Source organism: Fibrobacter sp. (assembly GCA_012523595.1).
Classification (GTDB): domain Bacteria; phylum Fibrobacterota; class Chitinivibrionia; order Chitinivibrionales; family Chitinispirillaceae; genus JAAYIG01.
Map to the genome: position 1 here is coordinate 12,559 of JAAYIG010000068.1, position 20,175 is coordinate 32,733.

General features: G+C 45.7%; 17 protein-coding genes. 10 read left to right on the top strand and 7 right to left on the bottom strand.

From position 1 onward, the window contains the following. Window positions 1–3: 3 nt before the first annotated feature. Entirely contained in the window at window positions 4–2,100 is a 2,097-nt protein-coding gene (locus GX089_04080) for a bifunctional aldolase/short-chain dehydrogenase (GenBank protein ID NLP01651.1), read from the bottom strand. A 58-nt stretch (window positions 2,101–2,158) separates the two neighbouring features. Then, window positions 2,159–3,055, bottom strand: coding sequence for a 3-hydroxy-5-phosphonooxypentane-2,4-dione thiolase (lsrF, locus tag GX089_04085; GenBank protein ID NLP01652.1), 897 nt, complete (start codon window positions 3,053–3,055; stop codon window positions 2,159–2,161). 287 nt (window positions 3,056–3,342) lie between these two features. Between lsrF and glgA the strand changes: the two genes are divergently transcribed. From glgA to GX089_04100, 3 genes are read left to right on the top strand one after another with little or no spacing between them, the layout of a single operon-like run. Continuing rightward, complete coding sequence (gene glgA / locus GX089_04090) at window positions 3,343–4,590, top strand: glycogen synthase (protein ID NLP01653.1); 1,248 nt, start codon at window positions 3,343–3,345, stop codon at window positions 4,588–4,590. Then, window positions 4,583–6,331 carry an alpha-1,4-glucan--maltose-1-phosphate maltosyltransferase gene (locus GX089_04095; GenBank protein ID NLP01654.1) on the top strand — a complete coding sequence of 583 codons (1,749 nt, stop codon included), beginning with the start codon at window positions 4,583–4,585 and terminating at the stop codon, window positions 6,329–6,331. The genes glgA and GX089_04095 overlap by 8 nt, the downstream gene beginning before the upstream one ends. Window positions 6,332–6,348: 17 nt before the next feature. Further along, a complete protein-coding gene (locus tag GX089_04100; protein NLP01655.1) occupies window positions 6,349–6,840 on the top strand; it encodes a hypothetical protein in 492 nt (163 codons plus the stop codon). A 204-nt stretch (window positions 6,841–7,044) separates the two neighbouring features. Here the strand turns inward: GX089_04100 and GX089_04105 are convergent, their stop codons facing one another. Continuing rightward, a complete protein-coding gene (locus GX089_04105) occupies window positions 7,045–8,088 on the bottom strand; it encodes a radical SAM protein (protein ID NLP01656.1) in 1,044 nt (347 codons plus the stop codon). 131 nt (window positions 8,089–8,219) lie between these two features. On the opposite strand from GX089_04105, the gene GX089_04110 reads away from it, so the two are divergent. After that, window positions 8,220–9,476 (top strand): NAD(P)/FAD-dependent oxidoreductase, encoded by a 1,257-nt coding sequence (locus GX089_04110; GenBank protein NLP01657.1) that lies wholly within the window; start codon window positions 8,220–8,222, stop codon window positions 9,474–9,476. A gap of 18 nt (window positions 9,477–9,494) precedes the next feature. Here GX089_04110 and GX089_04115 read toward each other — a convergent pair whose 3' ends face one another. Together GX089_04115 and GX089_04120 are read right to left on the bottom strand one after the other, a co-directional pair. Then, complete coding sequence (locus tag GX089_04115; protein ID NLP01658.1) at window positions 9,495–12,026, bottom strand: TIGR03960 family B12-binding radical SAM protein; 2,532 nt, start codon at window positions 12,024–12,026, stop codon at window positions 9,495–9,497. 60 nt (window positions 12,027–12,086) lie between these two features. Continuing rightward, complete coding sequence (locus tag GX089_04120) at window positions 12,087–12,818, bottom strand: metallophosphoesterase family protein (protein NLP01659.1); 732 nt, start codon at window positions 12,816–12,818, stop codon at window positions 12,087–12,089. Window positions 12,819–12,945: 127 nt separating this feature from the next. Here GX089_04120 and GX089_04125 point away from each other — a divergent pair, with 127 nt between their 5' ends. The 6 genes from GX089_04125 to GX089_04150 all read left to right on the top strand — a co-directional run bounded on the left by GX089_04125 (window position 12,946) and on the right by GX089_04150 (window position 18,269). Further along, on the top strand, window positions 12,946–13,992 hold the full coding sequence (locus tag GX089_04125) for a phosphoesterase (protein NLP01660.1): 1,047 nt from the start codon (window positions 12,946–12,948) through the stop codon (window positions 13,990–13,992). Window positions 13,993–14,023: 31 nt separating this feature from the next. Beyond that, window positions 14,024–14,860 carry a Fe-S cluster assembly protein NifU gene (nifU, locus tag GX089_04130; protein NLP01661.1) on the top strand — a complete coding sequence of 279 codons (837 nt, stop codon included), beginning with the start codon at window positions 14,024–14,026 and terminating at the stop codon, window positions 14,858–14,860. Between the two features lie 12 nt (window positions 14,861–14,872). Next, on the top strand, window positions 14,873–15,631 hold the full coding sequence (locus GX089_04135; GenBank protein NLP01662.1) for a glycosyltransferase: 759 nt from the start codon (window positions 14,873–14,875) through the stop codon (window positions 15,629–15,631). A 205-nt stretch (window positions 15,632–15,836) separates the two neighbouring features. Then, window positions 15,837–16,121, top strand: coding sequence for a co-chaperone GroES (locus tag GX089_04140; GenBank protein NLP01663.1), 285 nt, complete (start codon window positions 15,837–15,839; stop codon window positions 16,119–16,121). A 45-nt stretch (window positions 16,122–16,166) separates the two neighbouring features. Beyond that, window positions 16,167–17,801, top strand: coding sequence for a chaperonin GroEL (gene groL, locus GX089_04145; protein NLP01664.1), 1,635 nt, complete (start codon window positions 16,167–16,169; stop codon window positions 17,799–17,801). Between the two features lie 264 nt (window positions 17,802–18,065). Continuing rightward, window positions 18,066–18,269, top strand: a complete 204-nt coding sequence (locus tag GX089_04150; GenBank protein ID NLP01665.1) for a cold-shock protein — start codon at window positions 18,066–18,068, stop codon at window positions 18,267–18,269. Window positions 18,270–18,320: 51 nt separating this feature from the next. Here GX089_04150 and GX089_04155 read toward each other — a convergent pair whose 3' ends face one another. Then, window positions 18,321–19,469, bottom strand: a complete 1,149-nt coding sequence (locus GX089_04155) for a glycosyltransferase family 2 protein (GenBank protein NLP01666.1) — start codon at window positions 19,467–19,469, stop codon at window positions 18,321–18,323. A 4-nt stretch (window positions 19,470–19,473) separates the two neighbouring features. Continuing rightward, on the bottom strand, window positions 19,474–20,166 hold the full coding sequence (locus GX089_04160) for a radical SAM protein (protein ID NLP01667.1): 693 nt from the start codon (window positions 20,164–20,166) through the stop codon (window positions 19,474–19,476). Window positions 20,167–20,175 lie beyond the last annotated feature (9 nt).

The window sequence follows — 20,175 nt, forward strand, 5'->3', positions numbered from 1 at the left end:
CAATTATCTCGGTGCTGCATCCGGCAATCCCCCGTCAACCGGTATTGTGGCCCCCGTGGTTGGTGTAAGGCGATTAGCAAAGAACAGTACAGCAGATGCCACATGTTCAGAGGTAATCCGGGCTTTCAGAAGATTTCTGTTCCGGTAGTACTCTTCAAGCCCCTTCTCATCCAGTCCTCTTGCCTTCATGCGGTCAGGTCCTACTGTACTCCACAGACCTGACCTGGTTTCTCCATGAGAGAAAACTGCATCCGGAGCCACCATATTAACACGCACACCTATTTCAGCAAGCTCAAGGCTCGCAATTCTGGCCAACTGATGAGAAGCAGCTTTGGTAGCACTGTAGGCCCCGAATTTCGCTCCCGGGGCAAATACATTCTTGGTGGAAATAAGCACAATATCACCACCTGTCTTCTGCAGGAAGAACAGACGGGCAGATTGACGGAGCAAAAGAAGTGTGCCCTCTACATTTACCTTTTCAAGCTTCTGAAATGCTGAGGTATCCATGTCTGCAAGCGATGAGACATGCGCAAGGCCGGCATTTATGACAACCAGATCTATCCCCCCCCACTTCTCTTTTACAGCCTCGAAACCTGCTTCTACCGATTCCGGTGAGGTAACATCGAGTGCAACAGCCATCACCCTTTCAGCAAACCGCTCTCTGAGTGTCAATTCCAGAGACTCAAGAGGTTTTCCGGGAAGATCGGTAACAGCAACATGCCATCCCTCTTCCAGCAATCTCACAGAAATTCCAGAGCCAATTGCTCCCGCTGCACCTGTGATAAGTGCAATCCCCTCTTTTTTGATTTCTGAGAACTGCTTTTTTACCTTCGCAGTCTGGAAACTGTGGTATTCCATGTCAAACAGATGATCCTCACTGAGTCCCTTGTATTTGCCACCGGTTCTGAATATAAGCTCCTTTACCCTTATAGCCTGCTCTGTAATATCCCTGGCGATGGAAGCATCTTTTGCAGTTGCCCCGACACAGATTACTCCCAGTCCGGGAAGAAAAACCACAAGGGGATAAGAATCAAATACTGCTGTGCCGGCTGACATCGAACCTCTATGCCTCCTTAAATACTCCTCATACTGAAGGACAAAGGATTTTACTGCATCAGATAATTGCTCCCGCAGATGGGCCAGATTCTGGTAATCGGGATTATCCAGCCACAATGAAAAAGGTCTGGTACGGATAAGATAATCAGGAGTCAATGGCGGCTGTAAAACAAGACTCCTGGCTTCAGGCATTTCCATGAACTTCTTCACCGTCTCATCCAGCAAAGGACAAAGTACGATTCTTTTCCGGGGATAATCCGCGTTTCCGGTAGGACTGGACAAAACACCCCTGATAAGCGGTGCAATTTTTTTGTAATCCGGAATTGATTCAAAAGAAACAGGTACATGCTGAACAGGCCTGCTGATTTTTGAATTAAGGTACTCCTCTGCCCTGCTTACAAGATTGATTGTCTTTTCGTATGATTCCTGTGCAGTTTCTCCCCAGGTGATCAGTCCATGGTGAAGGAGAACCAGGGATGTGCACGAAGGGTACTTCTCTATTGTCTGCGACACAGTTTTTGCCAGTCCAAAACCGGCTTTTATATAGGGCACAGTGGGAACATCCTCCCCAAGTGCTTCTTTGACAGCAGTTACCCCGTTTTCCCTGTTCACAAGTGCAAGGATAGCAGATGGATGTGTATGATCGACAAATTTACCGGGTATAAACACATGCATCATCGCTTCCACTGAGGGCACCGATTTGCTGAGTCTCAGCAGATGGGTCTGAAGTACCTCACGAAGAGATTCATCCGACATCTCTTTCAGCGAACGGAGCCCTGAAAGCCATGCAAAATCAAGCAGTACAAGGTCATCTGCGGTCATATCCGCCAGATGGCACCCCGATGCCTTTACATAGATGGAAGGGACCTGCCTTCCTGTGATATCGGTAAAAGTGGACTTAACAGAGGTATTCCCTCCACCATAAAGCACCAGATCCTTTTCCATGCCCAGCAGGCGGCTTGAGTACAGACGCAATCCAGCATCCACATTTTCACATTCCTTCTGAGCCTCTGCCGCCATCTCATCCTGCCATCTCGATTTCATCTTCTCTGCTGTTCCTTTAAACAAATGCGTAAGGGTTTGGATTTGGTCCCGATTCCAGTCAGCGCTGTTTCCTCTTTTTCTCCTCATTCATGAGATCAAGGTAAAATTCATGCGCGTGCTGCGGACTCATGTTTTCGTGTACAACTTTCCTGACAGCATGTATCATCGAAACAGGTGATTCCGACTGAAAGATGTTTCTTCCCATGTCAACACCCAGCGCACCCTGATCAATCGCGTTACGTGCCATCTTCAAAGCATCCAGTTCCGGCAATTTCTTCCCTCCTGCTATTACAACCGGAACCGGGCAGGAAGCGGTGACAGTCTCGAATTCTTTTTCCACATAATAGGTCTTTACAAAAGCCGCTCCCAGCTCAGCACAGATACGGGTAGCAAGACGCATATACTTGGCGTCCCGGACCAGATCTTTACCCACCGCGGTCACCCCTAACACTGGAATTCCATACCGGTTGCCGGCATCGACAAGCTTTGTCATATTTAATACGCTCTGGCTCTCAAACTCCCCACCGATAAAGACCTGAACGGCTACCGCAGACACATTCATCCTTACAGCATCTTCCATATCAACCGCAATCTGTTCATTCGACAATTCTTTAAGGATACTGGGTCCGCCGCTTGCTCTCATGACAACGCTGTTTTTTACAGCAGGAGATATAAGGGAACGGAGAATACCTCTGGTAAGCATGAGCGCATCGGCATGAGGAACCAGAGGTTCAATTGTAACATCGATTCTTTCCAGACCTGTGGTCGGCCCCTGGAAATAGCCATGATCAAAAGCCAGCATCACTGTCTTTCCGGAAACAGGGTTGAAAATTCGCGCCAGACGGTTCTTGAAACCCCAGTCGTGGTTATTTGATCCCTTGAGAAAAAAGGTTTCGTTTTTCTGAGGAATATCCAGGAAAAACTCCTTTTCCTTCTGAATGTCTACTTCCGGCATCTTTTCCTCCAATTCGCAGTAAGTTTTTAAATAACAGTCCAATAAAATAGGTCAATCCTTTTTGGAATGGGTATTTTTTTGAGGCCTCGCCACCTGAATCTGCTATTTAACCAAAGGAGGACTAAGACATTTTTGCATCCTCACCGAGAGTCTCTCCCTGTTTTATATTATCCCCTGCCCTGGAACCCGTTTTTATCGGCTCAGCTTGAATTTCCGGGGGCAGGATTGTATCATTAATCCCTAAAATAACCCGTTCTGGCCAGTGCCTTAATCTTAAGGACAACGGTATGAAAGCAGCTATTCTGACCAATGAATTCCCGCCTAATATTTATGGCGGGGCTGGTACTCATGTCGATTTCCTCACCCGCGAACTGATAAAACACATACCGGTCGATGTGTTCTGCTTTGGAAACCAGGACTACAGAGATCAGAATGGAAAATTCCCGCTTACTGTAAAAGGCTTTGACTGCAAAGATAAACTCTACGGTGCTCATGGCAAGCTGGAGAAAGTTTTCAGCACTCTGGAAAACGATCTTAAATTCGCTGCTGCCCTGCAGGATTGTGATATTGTACACTGCCATACCTGGTACTCCCACTGGGCCGGTCTTCTCTGCAAAATTCTTTACAAATTACCTCTGATTCTGACCACACACTCCCTCGAACCCCACCGTCCATGGAAATTTGAACAACTGGGTACAGGCTACGATCTCTCAACCTGGATAGAAAATACTGCCTATGTGAATGCAGACGGTGTAATCGCTGTTTCCGCGGACATGGAAAAAGATGTAATTCAAATGTACAACGTCGATCCTGCCAGAATAAGAGTTATCCACAACGGGATTGACCTGAATTTTTACCAGCGTATTTATAAACAGGATGTCCTGAGGGAATACGGTATCGACCCGGATAAACCTTTTGTCCTTTTTGTCGGCAGAATCACACGTCAAAAAGGAATTTTTCATCTGATAAAAACTATCCCATATATCGATGAGAGCGCTCAAATCGTCCTCTGCGCAGGCGCTCCGGATACTCCAGAAATCAAAGAGGAGGTGCAGTACGAAATCTCAAGGATGCAGCAATCAAGGAAAAATGTGATCTGGATCAGCCAGATGCTCGATCATCATATTCTCAGGGTTCTCTACTCCCATGCGGCTGTTTTTGTATGTCCCTCTCTTTACGAACCATTCGGGATTATAAATCTGGAAGCAATGGCATGCCACACACCGGTTGTAGGGACCTACGTGGGAGGGATCCCGGAAATCATAAAAGACGGAGAAACAGGGTTCCTTGTTTCCTTTGCCGCAGAATCCAAAATCAATTTCGAGCCAAAGTATCCTGAGATTTTCCAGCGTGATATGGCGGAAAAAATCAACCTGCTCATAAGAAACCCCCAGTTGAGAAAACACATGGGGGAAGCTGCACGAAAAAGAGTCGAGGCGGAATTCTCATGGGAGAAAATCGCACTTAAAACAATAGAATTCTACCAGTTTGTGATCTCAAGAAAAAAAGAAAGGGAAAAGCAGTCAAATGAGTAGTTTTCCTGAAAACCTCTCATACTTTGTCTTTGAAAATATTACTCCCCTTGTCAATAATGGAGAATATCCTCTGAAAAAAGAACCTGGTGATGAGGTCATTGTGGAAGCGGATATTTTCCGTACCGGACATGAAAAAATCGGTGCCAGACTGATCTACAGAAAACAGGGCGATTCCGCATGGAAAAAATCTCCCATGGAGCATGTCAATAATGACCTCTGGCGGGGAAGCTTTAAAGTCGATCAGATCGGTTTTTATGAATATGGTCTTGAGGCCTGGACTCTTCCGGACAAAAGAAAAGTCACCAGATTTGAAAAAACGTTCAAGGTAAGGGTAGACCCCATTTACGCACGATTCTCGACATGGTACGAGATGTTCCCCCGGTCACAGGGTAAATATGACGATAGAAGCGCAACATGGTATGACTGCATAGAAAGATTGAATGATATCAAAAACATGGGTTTTGATACGATCTATCTTGTTCCTATCCACCCAATCGGAAAGAAAAACCGTAAAGGAAAAAACAACAGTCTCAAAGCTCTCGATGGAGAACCGGGATCACCTTACGCAGTTGGTAATGAACATGGCGGTCACTACGCGGTTGACCCTGATATCGGGACAATGGAGGAATTTGAGGAATTTGTAAAAGCCTGTAAAAAACACGGTTTTAAACTCGCGCTCGATATCGCCCTCAACAGCAGCCCTGATCACCCGCACGTAAAAGAGCACCCGGAATGGTTCTGCTATGAAAAGGATGGTACTATAAAGTGTGCTGAGAACCCTCCAAAAAAATACGAAGATATCTATCCTTACGATTTCTTCAATCCCAAATGGAAGGAGCTGTGGACAGAAATCAGGAATATTATCCTTTTCTGGGCAGATAAAGGCTTTACATTCTTCAGAATCGACAATCCACACACAAAACCCTTTATATTCTGGGAATGGCTTATAAACGATATAAAAAAGAAGAGACCGGAGCTCGTATTTCTCTCTGAAGCATTTACAAGACCTAAAGTCATGCACCGGCTTGCCAAGCTGGGGTTTGACATGTCTTATACCTACTTTACATGGCGAAACGAGAAATGGGAGCTTGAGGAGTACTTTAAAGAGCTTACCTCGTCACCCGCAAAAGAATACATGCGCGGTATGCTCTTCCCTACCACGCCTGATATTCTGCCGATCATACTCCAGAATGCCCCCAGGGAGGCATTTACAATGAGAGCCTTTCTGGCTGCAACTCTATCGAGCCTCTTTGGAATGTACAATGGATATGAGCTTTGTGAGACTGTTCCTTACCCTGGTAAAGAGGAGCTTCTGGACTCCGAAAAATATCAGTACAAAGCAAGAGACTGGGACGCTCCGGGAAATGTAAAAAGCTTCATAAAAACACTTAATCAGATAAGAAACAATTATCCGGCATTCCATGAATACGACAATCTTTTTTTTCACTATTGTGAAAACAGGGAGATCATGGCTTACTCTAAAGTAGATAAGCGATCCGGATGTAAAATGCTATGTATTGTTAATCTGGATGTAAAAAACACCCAGTCAGGATGGGTCGACCTTGATGTAGGTGCGCTTGGTCTGGAGCACTCCCGGGAATACCTGGTAAAAGATGTTTTGAACAATGATGAGACCTACAGATGGCAGGGTGGACGAAATTTTGTAATACTTGACCCGAAGAAAAGACCGGGACATATTTTTCAGATAATAGAGGAACATCCGGAGAGTATTGAACTCTGATTCCCACAGGGTGGATTATGTACCCAAAGCTACTACTGATCCTTATTATTAGCATGCCGGTATTTGCTGTCAATATTCCGGGACAATACCGGTGCAAAGCCTTAAGGTTGGTAAGAACAGCGGGCAGTGATGTCTACGTGAGAAGTTTTTCAACGCCCTCTCTTTTTCTCAATTTCCAGCCTGGAACTCTGACTCTGAGCGGAGAGCATTCAGAATTTCACTTATCAGAAAAATTCAATATATCGAAAGCTTCAGGTGATACCCTGTTTGCCGAAGTCAAATTATCGGACAGGACAGAGAAAGTACTCATGCTCTCCAGAGAAGATACCTTAATAATCGATTTCGCGTTCGAAAATGAGGAAGCATCCTTCAATGTCAATGTAATGATGCTCCTTGAGGCTGTAAAGCAGAACCAGGTTACAACAGTGAGGAAATCCAGAACTGCCCGCGATACTGCTCAGTCAAGAGCGACAAGGAGGGATCTTCTCGGCAGAAGCAGAAGAAACTGATTTTTCATCCTTACAAAATTCATTTCCATTCTCATCCCTGTTATTCTTTGCCGCCTCTCCGCACGCCCACTTCTTTATGTGAAATTTCCCTTCTGTATTCCTGCTTTCGCAAGATTTGACATGGAAGCAAAACAGTCACTTTGTAAAGAACATCTGTCAGGCATCATGCCTGTGAAAACAGGCATCCAGGAGATTGGAAGAGAATTACCCCTTCTCATCCGCAGTTATTTTCCTCCATCCCGCTATCCCGCACGTTTTACAATGCTTATTCAGCTTTCCTGAAATAATTCCATTACGGATAGCCACCATCTCTTCTCCGTTCAGGATCTCCTCCAGACTGCATTCATTCAGGTTCCCGAAAGAAACATATTGACAACAGGGGGCAACTGTCCCATCAGCATGACAAAAGATAGTGACCCATGGTTCAGAACAGTCTCGTGTCTCATCCGGATGTTCTGAATACTGAGACTCTTTCTTCCCATCATCGCTGTGATCATTCTCCTTTTTCTCAACCCTTCTTTTAATACTGTCAATAAGCCCGTAAGGGAAAAAGACCCTTTTCCCATGCTTCTGAAGAACCGCAACTGCAGCATAGAAAAGAGCTGCTGCATATTGAAACTGATCATCTGGAAGTTCTGTAATGTGCCTGACCGGTACACCATCATACTTTATCAGATTGCAGAAATTATACGCCTCGATTCCATATTGCATCCCCATTTTCACAAACTCTTCCAACCCGAAAACATTCTGGTCAGACAGAAGACAGCTAAAGGAAAAAATCGGTGGTTCCCTGTTTTCTCTCAATGCCCGGTTACGGATTTCGGCAATATTTCCGAGAAGACAGTTCAGGTCTGCTCCTCCTCTTAGTCTCCTGAACAGCTCCGGATCTGCTGTGTCGCAACTTACTTCGATTGTACTGAAACGGGAAAAAGTGTGTGTTTCCTCATCTGTTAATTTTCTGGACATGTTCGTTATAATACCCAGTTTTATCCCATGATCAAGCATTTTCTGGCTGTAAAGATACCAGTTTCTGTAAAGTGTCGTCTCACCATGTCCGTTGATACAGACATAATTTGTCCTGTATTTGATTATGAAATCGATTACACGATTTAACAGTTCCTCTGGCATGTCGAATGAGCGGTCATTCTTTACCAGGGTTTTGGCACAATAGGCACAACGTAGATTACAACGAGTAGTAAACTCAAGTAAAAGCCGCTGTATATCAGATGGGTTTATTGTGGGTTTCATTCCTGAGAAATGGCGGTTCTCTTTTTACTTGGAATATTTTCGCTCTGAATCTTAATTATAAGGTTTAAATCAATGAATGAGAAGGTATTACTCGGATTCATCTGCAGCTTTCAAATCCAGAACCTTCATATATGGATAGTTACGAAAGGCTCAATACCAGGATGAAATTTACTATAGCAGGTGGTGGTGCCGCAGGCATTTTCGCTGCAATCTCCTGTAAAGAAAAAAACAGTTCCACCGATGTTACGGTTCTTGAACAGGGAGATAAGCCGCTTGTAAAAGTGTCTCTTTCCGGAGGCGGAAGATGCAATCTCACAAATTCAATCACAGACCCTGTACAGCTCTCCACATTTTACCCCAGAGGCAGCAGAGAGCTTATCGGTCCATTCCACCGCTTCAATTCTGCCGATACTGTCAACTGGTTTCAGTCACATGGTGTCCCTCTTAAAAGAGAACCCGATGGACGGGTATTTCCGAAATCGGATGAATCAGAATCAATAGTAAAATGCCTTCTTGATACTGCCGAAAAGACTGGTGTCAAAATCAGAAGGAATTGTGGACTGACATCGGCAATACCTTCACCTCAGAAAGGCGGCTTCGATCTGTTAACAAGCGATGGCAGCTCAGGATACTGCGATCTTCTGCTCCTGGCCACAGGAGGCTCCCCTGATTCAGCAGGAATCAGGATAGCTGCCTTAGCGGGACACACTATAATCGATCAGATCCCCTCCCTTTTCTCTTTTGTGATCACAGACAGTAGAATCTCATCCATCCCCGGAATATCGTTACAGAAAGCCTCAATCACTTTACCGCAAACCAGGTTTTCATCTGCAGGTCCGGTGCTTATCACTCACAATGGGATCAGTGGTCCAGTTGTACTTAAACTCTCCTCTCTGGCCGCAAGGAAACTGTACGCAAAAAAATACAAGACAACCTGCCGGGTCGACTGGTTCCCTGACTCCACGCTTGAGCAGACTTTGCAGGTACTCTCCAGCAATCGTAAACTAATCGCCGGGAAAAGAATCTTTGGTGAACCGCCGCTTAAAATCCCCAGGCGGCTCTGGAACTCCCTTGCCGAAGCCTCAGGATGTGGCAGTGATCAACTCTGGGCTGATCTGTCAAAAAAACAGGCAGCAGAAATTGCAGCCCAGATCCACAAATGTGAATTAAAAATCACAGGGAAAGACAAAAACAAAGAGGAATTCGTGACTTGCGGCGGAGTAAAACTCTCTGAGATCTCTTTTAAAACCATGCAGAGCAAACTTTGTCCGCGCTTGTTCTTTGCCGGAGAACTGCTTGACATCGATGGACTCACTGGAGGATTCAACCTTCAGGCTGCATGGACCACTGGATGGATTGCAGGAGAGGGAATGGCTCTGTTTAAGTAATAAACAAGTCAATCTCTGCTATACTTGCCATCCCACAGGCTCTCTTCCTGAAAAACATTGCTCGCGTATAACCTTGAAATCAGCCAACTCCATCTGCGGAAACAAGCCCTTTATCAGTTCCGAAGGTTTACAGGAATTCGTAGAAATCATCGATAAAAGCGCCTCGAAACCGCCCCCGGTAGATTTCAGTTCTATTATTCCGGGTCTTATGTCTTTCCGTCTGACCTCTCCACCCTTTTTGATCTCCACCTCTGCTGTGTCAAGTGAAAGCAATTGCCCGATTCTCTCCTCGATATCCCCCTCTTCCATCTCCTGGTATGGAGTAAACCTGTAGAGTGCCGAGGAGATGGAGGAATTCAAAGATGGTGTCCATTCCGGAAGTTCCCTGAACCCGATTACCTTTAAGTCATCCGGCAGCCATTTGTTTACAATAAGAGAGTCTGAAGAGAGCATTCCTGTCATCACAGTATCAAATGCCTCGCGCTCACCTATTATGCCTGATGGCAGAGGGGGCCCGAAAGACATCCTGGGGTGAGGATTGAAACCATTGGAGAAAGCTACAGGTACCCCTGCAGCCAGAAACGCCCTCTGTATAACTGAAACCATGTCAAGATGGCCCAGATATCTCACCTGTTCACCCTTTCTGTACAAAAACCTGTACTGAAAGAGTTTTGTTTCCTTTTTCTGTGTAACACTGGTTCTTGATCTACTGTAAAGGATAAAACTTTTTTCATCCGGAATCTCTCTCCTGATACCGTTTACACATACACCACACGATGTACACTTTCCGGTTCGGCAGTCCTCTGTGGGCATCTCAAGCAGAGCCCGCCGCCTCTCCTCCATCAGATACGATTCCGAAACTCCGGTTGAGACTACTGACCAGGGAAGTTCCTGCTTCTCCGGAATTTCATCGAGGTAAGTATTCAAATCAATATTCAGTTCAGATGCCGCATCGATCCAGCGCTGAATGTCAAAACATTCATCCCACCCATCAAATCTGGCTCCCTTTCTCCAGGCTTGAAAGATAAGATCAGATACTCTCCTGTCACCTCTGGCCATCACAGTCTCCAGCATCGTTACCTGAGGATTGCGGTATGACACCTTGACATTCCTGAGTTTTCTCAGAACTGCTTTAATATGCGCTCCTTTACGTCCCAGAGAACCGGTGTCCTCCATTTTCTCTCGGCAGAATGGGGTATGGGGCTTTGGGGAGAAAGGTGAGATCGATACATGAATCATACGGCGTCTCTGCCTGGCCCTGACCATCCCTGAAATCTTTGTTACCATCTGGATGATCGCCTCGATATCCTCATCCCTCTCTGTGGGCAGTCCGATCATGAAATAAAGCTTCAGCGTCTGCACATTACCGGAAAGAAGCTTCTCAACAGTGCTGAAGATAGCCTCATCGGTGAAATCCTTGTTTATCACCCTGCGCAGCCTGGCACTGCCTGCCTCAGGTGCGATTGTCAGTGATGATGAAGCGGATACACGCCCCAGTTGTTCAAACTGCTCCTTAGTCAAGGCATCAACCCGGGTTGAAGGAAGTGCTATGGAAATGTGATACTTCTCCTTTAGCTCTGTAGCAGCTTCCAGAAGGCCGCTGAGACAGGTGTAGTCCGCAGTGGATAAACTCAGCAAACCAACATCCCGCCATCCCGTAGATTCAACCCCGTCACGTATCTGCAGATATATTTCTCCGGGGCTCCGCTCCCTCACCGGTCTGTAATAAATACCTGCAGAACAAAACCGGCACCCCCTCGTGCATCCTCTCATAACCTCCACTGCCAGTCTCGAATGAACAGTCTCGATAAGAGGAACCAGCGGTTTCAGAGGATAGTATTCCCTGCAAAGGACCGGAACCTTTGCCGCAGTCACTCTTTTCCCTGCTGCAACAGTAAACTTTCCGCTCTTTTCCTCGCTGTAAAGAGATGGTACATAGATTCCCGGTATTTCTGAAATCGCCTTTAGTTTAGCCTCTCTTGATGATCCGGCTATCTTCTCCCTCTCCAGCACTCTGCATAGCGCGATAACGGTTTCCTCTCCGTCACCTATGGCAAAGGCATCGATAAAGCGGGAAAGCGGCTCAGGGTTACCCGCACAAGGCCCCCCTGCTATTATTAGCGGATCACCATCAGAACGATCCCTGCTATAAACCTCCAAGCCGGCCAGATCGATCATGTTTACGATATTTGTGTATTGAAGTTCGTACTGAAGTGAAAAACCGATCCAGTCTGCATCCCTTACCTTCGACATATACTCGAGTGTATAGAGCGGTATCCCTTCTCTGCGCATCACCTCTTCCGAATCAGCCCAGGGACTGAAGCTACGGGAGAGCGCCCAGTTCTTCTCTCGATTGACCAGATGATAGAGAATCTGGAGGCCGTTATGAGACATACCGATATCATAGAGGTCCGGAAAACAGATCACACCATGAACAGTGATCTCACTGAGATCTTTTCTGATTATATTAAGCTCCGCCCCGGTGTACCTCAGTGGTCTTGACACATAGGGAAGAAGCCTGCTGTTGATGATATCTTTTAGGTTATGCATTTAAGAAAATTACAATAAAGTAATAGGAAGGTGATGTCGGGAGATCAATATCGCTCCGAGCTACCGCCCTTTTTCCAGTCTCTCGGCCAGAAAAACCGGAAGACTATTCTCATGGATCTTCTTCTGGGTCACTCTGTAGTCATAGGGAACCCTGACAATTGAAATCTCCATCTTTTCAGAATCATAGATTACGTAACAGGAACGGGAATCGAAATCCCTTGGCTGCCCGACACTGCCGACATTGATCAGATAATAATGATTCTCACTGAGTTTTATAAGATGATCCGAGTGAAGAATGATCCTGTCATTTTCCTGAATCATTATCGATGGCCAATGGGTGTGTCCTATGAAATTGAGTCGATATATAAGGCTGTTGAATGCCTCGAATATGGCTTCCTCACTGTCGGGAAAAACGTAAACCCAGTCCTGAGGGTTAGAGGGTGAGGAATGGGTAAAGAACATGTCATCTTTTACGACTATAAGAGGAAGAGACCTGAGAAACTCCTTTCCGCTTTCCGAAAGGTTCTGTTTTGTCCACTCCATCGCAGCAAAGGCGTAGTAGGTAAAATTCTGAGTGTCTATCTTCCCTATCGCCGCGTAATCATGATTCCCGGCTACACAGTAAGAAGCGCTCTTTTTAATCAGATCTATACAGGTCTCAGGATCAGGATAGTACCCTACAATATCTCCCAGGCAGATGGTCTGCTCTATATGACGATCACTGATATCATTGAGAACAGCGTTCAGAGCTTCTGCATTGCCATGGATATCGGAAATTATCGCATATCTCATCAGTTTCCCCGGTGATTTCTTTCATAATTGAATCATATATTATATTATGCAGTACTTTTTATTGCAAATACAATCTCCCCGGTTCTTCAAAATCGTACCAGGAGTATTTAATCAGTAGCTGAAATTTATGTCAGAAACAAATATACCTCAGAGTGACAGTACAGATGACTTTCAAGAAAAAATCGAGTCATTTCGAGAACATATTCTACCCTCATCAAGTGTACTGATACTCACTCATGATTATCCTGATCCCGACTGCCTTGCTTCTGCATTCGGTGTGTCGACTCTTCTCTCGTTCTGGGGTGTCAAATCATCCGTGATCTCATTCGGGGGATTTGTGGGAAGAGCGGAAAACAGAGCAATGATACGTTTCCTCAATATCAAAACTATCCCCTTTGTGCTCACCGAAACAAGCGACTTTGAGAAAATAATTCTTGTCGATTGCTTTCCAGGAAGGGGAAATGTATCTCTACCAACAACAACGCCTGTTCATGCTGTAATAGATCATCATCCCAACAATTCTCTCCCCGGTGCCCATTTCTTCAGCGACATAAGAAAAGAATTCGGTGCCACCTCCACGATCATCACGAAATATCTTCTCCATGCAGGTTGTCAGATCGATCCCAAGCTGGCAACTGCTCTTTTTTATGGAATTAAAACCGATACCGGTGATATGCGCAGGGAGGGTTCCCCTGTGGATCTGGAGTGTTACAAGTTTCTTTTCGATATAATGGACCACCAGTTACTCTCCAGGATAGAAAATCCGGACCGGGATGTAGAATATTTTAAAATCCTCCACAGAGCCTCCGAATATGCTGTCACTTTTGATTCTGTCGGGTACACTCATCTGGGAAATGTGACCACTCCCGATTATGTCGCAGAAATGGCGGACCTGTTTCACAGCCTGGAGAAGCTTGAGTGGATGGTGTGCTCTGGAATCTTTAAGAACCAGATCTTTTTCTCGATCAGATCCAAAAACAGTGACAAAGCCGGGATAAGCGCCGAGAAGATTGCATCGATATTACATGGCAGCGGAGGAGGACACTCCAGAGTAGCAGCCGGGAAAGTACCTCTGGAATCAGATTCAGGAAATATCGACATAGAGAAATTCGAATTAACTATCAAGGTGGTCCTCGACATCCCACCGGATGTCAGGGCTGAGAAGCTGCTTTAAAGAGAAAAGAATAGCAAACCAGGAGCAAGGCATGTGGGATTATACAGAAAAAGTCAGAGATCATTACCTTCATCCCAGAAATGTGGGAGAAATTGAAACACCGGATGGATTTGGTGAGATTGGGAATATTACCTGTGGTGACGCACTGCGGCTCACCTTTAAACTCGATGAAAACGGCAGGATTTCCGACATAAAATTCAAGACCTTCGGCTGTGGAAGCGCCATTGCGTCTGCGTCTGTTCTGACTGAGCTATGTAAAGGCAAAACACTGGAAGAAGTGAAAAAAATCACCAACAAAGATATCGCCGATGCACTGGGAGGTCTGCCAAGAGAGAAGATGCACTGCAGTGTCATGGGTGAGGAGGCTCTTGAAGCAGCTATAAATTTTTATGAAAGCGGTGGAAAGACATCACTGCCTCCGGAGAAACAAGGAACTATTGTTTGTAAATGTTTCGGTATCACCGACAAAGAAATTGAGCGGGCAATTATCGAAAATAACCTGAAAACCATAGAGGATGTTACAAACTTTACAAAGGCCGGAGGGGCATGCGGCGGATGTCACGGAGAGATACAGAAGATAATTGACCGGGTTACAGGTACTGTCAGAGAAACTCCCGGAGAGCCGGTCCGTCTCACTACTCTGCAGAAAATTGACAAAATAAGGGAAGTACTTGTCTCCGACATCAATCCAGTGCTTTCTCAGGACGGTGGAGCATGTGAACTTGTCGATATCGATGGCAACGATGTTTATGTGAAAATGAAAGGACACTGTTCCGGCTGTGCATTTTCCAGTATGACACTGCTTAATGTGGTGGAAAAAAAGCTGCGGGAAAAAGTCTCCGATCAGCTTGTAGTAAAGCTTTCCTGAAGAGAATTTTAAGTGATAAGCGTAATCTCCTGCTCCCGCAAAGATCCCTCCTGGGATCTCCATCAGCGAAACGTTTCAAAAACCGCAGGATCTCCTCATGAATATATCCGGATCGATAACCGTGATGGCCGGTTCGGACTCTGTGCTGCCTACAACAAAGGGGTATCCCTTGCTAATGGAGAGATCCTGGTGTTTATGCACGAGGATGTCTTCTTTATGGAAGGCAACTGGGGAACTGTATTGGAGAAAAAATTCAGCGATCCCTCTGTGGGGCTGGTCGGTGTTGCCGGAACACAATACCTGTTCAGAGATACGCCCGGATGGGTAGTGGCGGGCAGACCCTTTATTAAGGGTCATGTTGTGCATGAACTGAATAACGGCAACATCTATCATCTCACTGTTTTTAACTGGGGTAAAGAAGACTCTGATGTTGTTGCAGTTGACGGGCTCTTTTTCGCGATCAGAAAAAGTCTCTTTGAGAGGATTAGATTTGATGAAGCTCTCTTCGACCAGTTCCACTTTTATGACCTGGATATCTGTATGCAGATCCGTCGCACCCACCGGCTGATCGTTACCTGGGATATTCTGGTGAAGCACCAGTCCGGCGGTTCATTTGACAAAACATGGGAGAAATACGCCCAGCGTTTCATACAGAAGTACCGTGACGAACTGCCTGCTTCATGCACAGATAAAATCCCGGATCTGACAAAACGCATACCTTTCGAGAATTTTGATCTCAAGGGTAAAGCTCCTCAGATTACAATTGCCTGAGCTGTTTCTGACTGCTTTTTGTTTGAAAACAAAATACCCGTTTCAAAATCAAACACTGCCAAACTCTCTCTCTCCTGGAAACCCGCAATAGCACTCATTTTTACCATACCCCAATAATAGGCACGGCATTTGCTTTATTGAGAAGCCAAAAAATCGAATCTTTTTTTTTACACTTTTTCCTGTTTAATTTCAACGGAGGTCTTTTATGAACGTCAAACCACTTGAGGATCGCGTTTTATTAAAGCCTATGGAGGCTGAGCAGAAGACTGCCGGCGGAATCATCATCCCTGATAACGCCAAAGAGAAGCCCCAGAAAGGCGAAATAGTGGCAGTTGGCCCTGGAAAGATGAATGACAAAGGCCAGAGGATCGAAATGACCCTGAAAAAAGGCGACAAAGTCCTTTACGGAAAATACTCCGGCACAGAAATAACCGTCGATGGTGAAGATTATCTTATTCTCCGCGAAAGTGATGTTCTTGCGGTTATCTGATTTTTTCTCATTACTCGTGAAAATTCATGAAAGGAGATAGATGTTATGGCGGCCAAAATGCTGGCTTTTGATGTTTCTGCCCGTGAAAAACTCCTCAAGGGAGTTGACACACTGGCCAATGCTGTCAAAGTAACCCTTGGTCCCCGGGGGAGAAATGTAGTACTGGAGAAAAGCTGGGGATCTCCCACTGTTACCAAAGATGGTGTCACCGTGGCCAAAGAAGTCGAACTGGATGACAAGTTCGAAAACATGGGTGCTAAACTGGTAAAAGAAGTTGCTTCAAAGACTTCTGATGTTGCTGGTGACGGAACCACAACCGCTACAGTTCTGGCTCAGGTGATAGCTCATCTGGGAATCAAGAACGTGACCGCCGGTACAGACCCGATGGCTATCAAGCGCGGCATGGACAAAGCGGTGAAAATCATCATCGATCAACTGAAAAAGGATTCCCGTCCTGTAAGCGGAAAGAAAGAGATCGCACAGGTTGGTGCAATCTCTGCCAACAATGATGAGACTATTGGGAATCTTCTGGCTGATGCCATGGAGAAAGTAGGCAAAGACGGTGTTATCACTGTTGAAGAAGCCAAGAGCATGGAAACCACTCTGGACGTAGTGGAAGGAATGCAGTTTGACCGCGGCTATCTCTCACCTTACTTCGTTACAAACTCTGACAACATGGAATGTGTTCTCGAGGAACCGCTCATTCTGATCCACGACAAGAAAATCAGCGCCATGAAAGATCTGCTTCCTCTGCTTGAGAAAATCGTGCAGATGGGTAAGAGTTTTCTTATCATCGCTGAAGACCTGGAAGGTGAAGCGCTTTCGACACTGGTAGTCAACAAACTTCGTGGTACCCTGAAAGTAGCTGCTGTAAAGGCTCCCGGTTTTGGAGACCGCAGAAAAGCAATGCTTGAGGATATCGCTGTTCTGACAGGCGGTATCGTTATCTCTGAAGAAGCCGGTTTCAAACTGGAGAACACTACTCTCGACTCACTCGGTAAAGCCAAACGGGTAGTAATAGACAAAGAGAATACCACTATCATCGAAGGCAGCGGCAAAGCTGAGGATATCAAAGGCAGAATCAATCAGATCCGCAGACAGATCGAAGAGACCACATCAGACTACGACCGTGAAAAGCTCCAGGAACGTCTGGCAAAGCTTGCCGGTGGTGTCGCTGTCCTGAAAATCGGTGCCGCTACTGAAACCGAGATGAAAGAGAAGAAAGCCAGAGTTGAAGATGCTCTCCATGCAACCAGAGCTGCTGTAGAAGAAGGTGTTGTTCCTGGTGGTGGTGTAGCGCTTATCAGAGCTGCTGCTGCACTGGAAAAGGAAAAGTTTGATCAGGACGAACATATCGGTTTGGAAATTATCCGTCGTGCCTGTGAGGAACCTTTACGTCTGATAGCAACTAACGCAGGAAAGGAAGCATCGGTGATCGCAAATGAGGTCAAGAAAAACAAGGATGCTTACGGTTATAATGCCTATAGCGACAAGTTTGAAGACCTGATAAAGGCCGGTGTTATCGACCCGACAAAGGTCACCCGCACAGCTCTGGAAAATGCTTCAAGCATTGCCAGTCTGATCCTCACCACAGAATGTATCATCTCCGAGAAACCCGAGAAAAAGGAAAAGGGTGCACCCGGAGCAGGTATGCCTGGTGCAGGAATGGATGAATATTGATCTGAATTATATGACTTTATACTTAGTCACTCAGAGGCACCTTCTACGGTGCCTCTGCTGTTTTACCAGCTCCATCGACACTAATAAATATCAAGAACCCGGGGTTCAGCCGATATCTGAGATTCCCTTCCTGCAATCCCCTACTTTACCGTTTTAAAAAAAAATCTTTCTTTCCTTTACGGCATCACATATCTTATTTGCATCTATAAACGGATTCCCGAAACGGGATCTTGATGTTTCATTTTTTAGAAGAGGTTTTGCAGTATGCCCACAGGTGTTGTCAAGTGGTTCAATGAGGCCAAAGGATATGGATTTATCTCACCGGATGACGGCTCTCGTGATGTATTCGTCCATTTTTCCGCAATCCAGTCTAATGGTTTCCGGAAGCTGGAAGAAGGACAGAAAGTTCAGTTTGAAGTTGTCGATGGAGCAAAAGGTCCCAATGCTCAGAATGTAGTTCCTCAATAACTGCCTGAACATAAAAATGCACAAAGGCCTGCGAAAATGCAGGCCTTTTTTTTATCCCTGACGTTCGGTACTTGACCAAGCAGCAGATTTTATCCCCCGCAGGTACTGGAAAAGCCCCATTAACAGCGCCAGATTCATGGTCATGAAATAATAAACATGCCGGGTTATCCTCAATGGCAGCAGTTTATAAAGTAGTCCTGCAGAAATAAAAATCGAACCGGTAGTAAATATCATTTTGTAAATGACCTTTTCTCCTTGCCAGAAAAGAAATCCGCAACTGAGCATCAAAGTCATGATAAACAAAGGTGAAAACCATCTTGTAACCTTATGTGATACAAAACAGAACCACGGCCAGCCATAACGGGGATTAAGAAAATGCACCAGCCAGAAGAAAGCCTGAAAATTCCCGGCTCCAATCCTCACACGTCTGGTAAACTCCTTGGCAACATTCCCGGTTGTGTCCTCTTCAGATAACGCCTCCGGATCGTAAATCACTCTGTAGCCCTGACGAACAACATTCATCGGTATCAGCACATCGTCATTGGAATAGGAGTTTGGTGGAATGGGATGAAAGAGTTTTTTACGAATGGCATAGAACCCTCCAAACGCTGAGATAGTGCTGTGAAGCATGCCTTCCAGGATTTTCTGCCTCGACTCGAACCTCCTGTAAAGCTTCTCCCCGAACTCCTCCTCCCCTGTCTGGACATGTTCAATGTGCCCCGCCACCCCTCCGATCGTCTCATCCGCAAAATTTCTGGCAATCATTCTCAAGCAGTTACTGTTGTGCATCGTGTTGGCATCTGTAAAAAGTATTATATCAGCATCTATCTGAGGAGCCAGCTTGTTCAGCACACCTGTTTTCCCGCCCCGTTCGGAAGCCACCCAAAAATGTATTCGCGGATCATTGAAACTCCTCACCTCTTTCTCTGTACCGTCCGTTGAACAGTCAGATCCGATCCATACAGACAGTTTCGATTCCGGGTAGTCAAGAGAGAGCAGGTTTTCTATCTTTTTTCTGATTACGCGCTCTTCATTGTAGACAGGAACAAGAACACCGATCTCAGGAAAGAAGTTTTCGTCCCGTCTGACAGGCTTGTTACATCTCCGTGCAAAGAGAAATAGCAGAAACGGGTAGATAGTATAAGAATACAGCACGACAAAAAGGGAGAACCAGAACAGTATTTCAAAGACTGCAATCATAGGATCATTTTGTCTGCCCTGGGGAATTCAGCAGATATTTGAAAAGTGTTCTGCCTGCCTTCAATATTCTTTTGGCTTCGCCAGGATGAGTAATCATCTGGGTCATTTTTGACATGATGTACCCCGGGCGGAGGTAAAATTCCCGTCTGGCCCTGTCACAGAAGGCAACCAGGGTCTCGTAGCTCAGTTCAGGATTTGAAACCACAGAAGAGTGCAGCCCGTCATCTGTGAGCCACTTCCGGAAATTGTCAGTGACTATCCAGCCCTTCTCCTTGAAATACTTGAAATCACTTGTCCCGGGATAAGCCATAATGGGAAAAAACTGAGCAGTGTCAGGATTGAGATCCTTGGCAAAGCATAATGTTTTCCGGAGTGTCTCGGCAGTTTCTCCTCTGTTACCCACCATAAAACATCCGTGTACCAGTATTCCCGCCCGCTTTGCATTCTTCATGAATGCCCGTACCTGCTCTATGGTAAGTGATTTTTTAATGTTGTCAAGGATTCTCTGATCTCCACTTTCAAACCCTACGCAGAAAAGCCGGCACCCTGCCTTCCTCATCAGGACCATTGTCTCATAGTCAACATCTGCCCTGGAATTTGCCGACCAGGGTATTTTACATGCACCAGATTTTATCAGAGCCTCGGAAAACTCCCTGCAGCGCTTCTTGTCTGCAGTCAGAGTATCATCCTCGATCATGATCTCTCT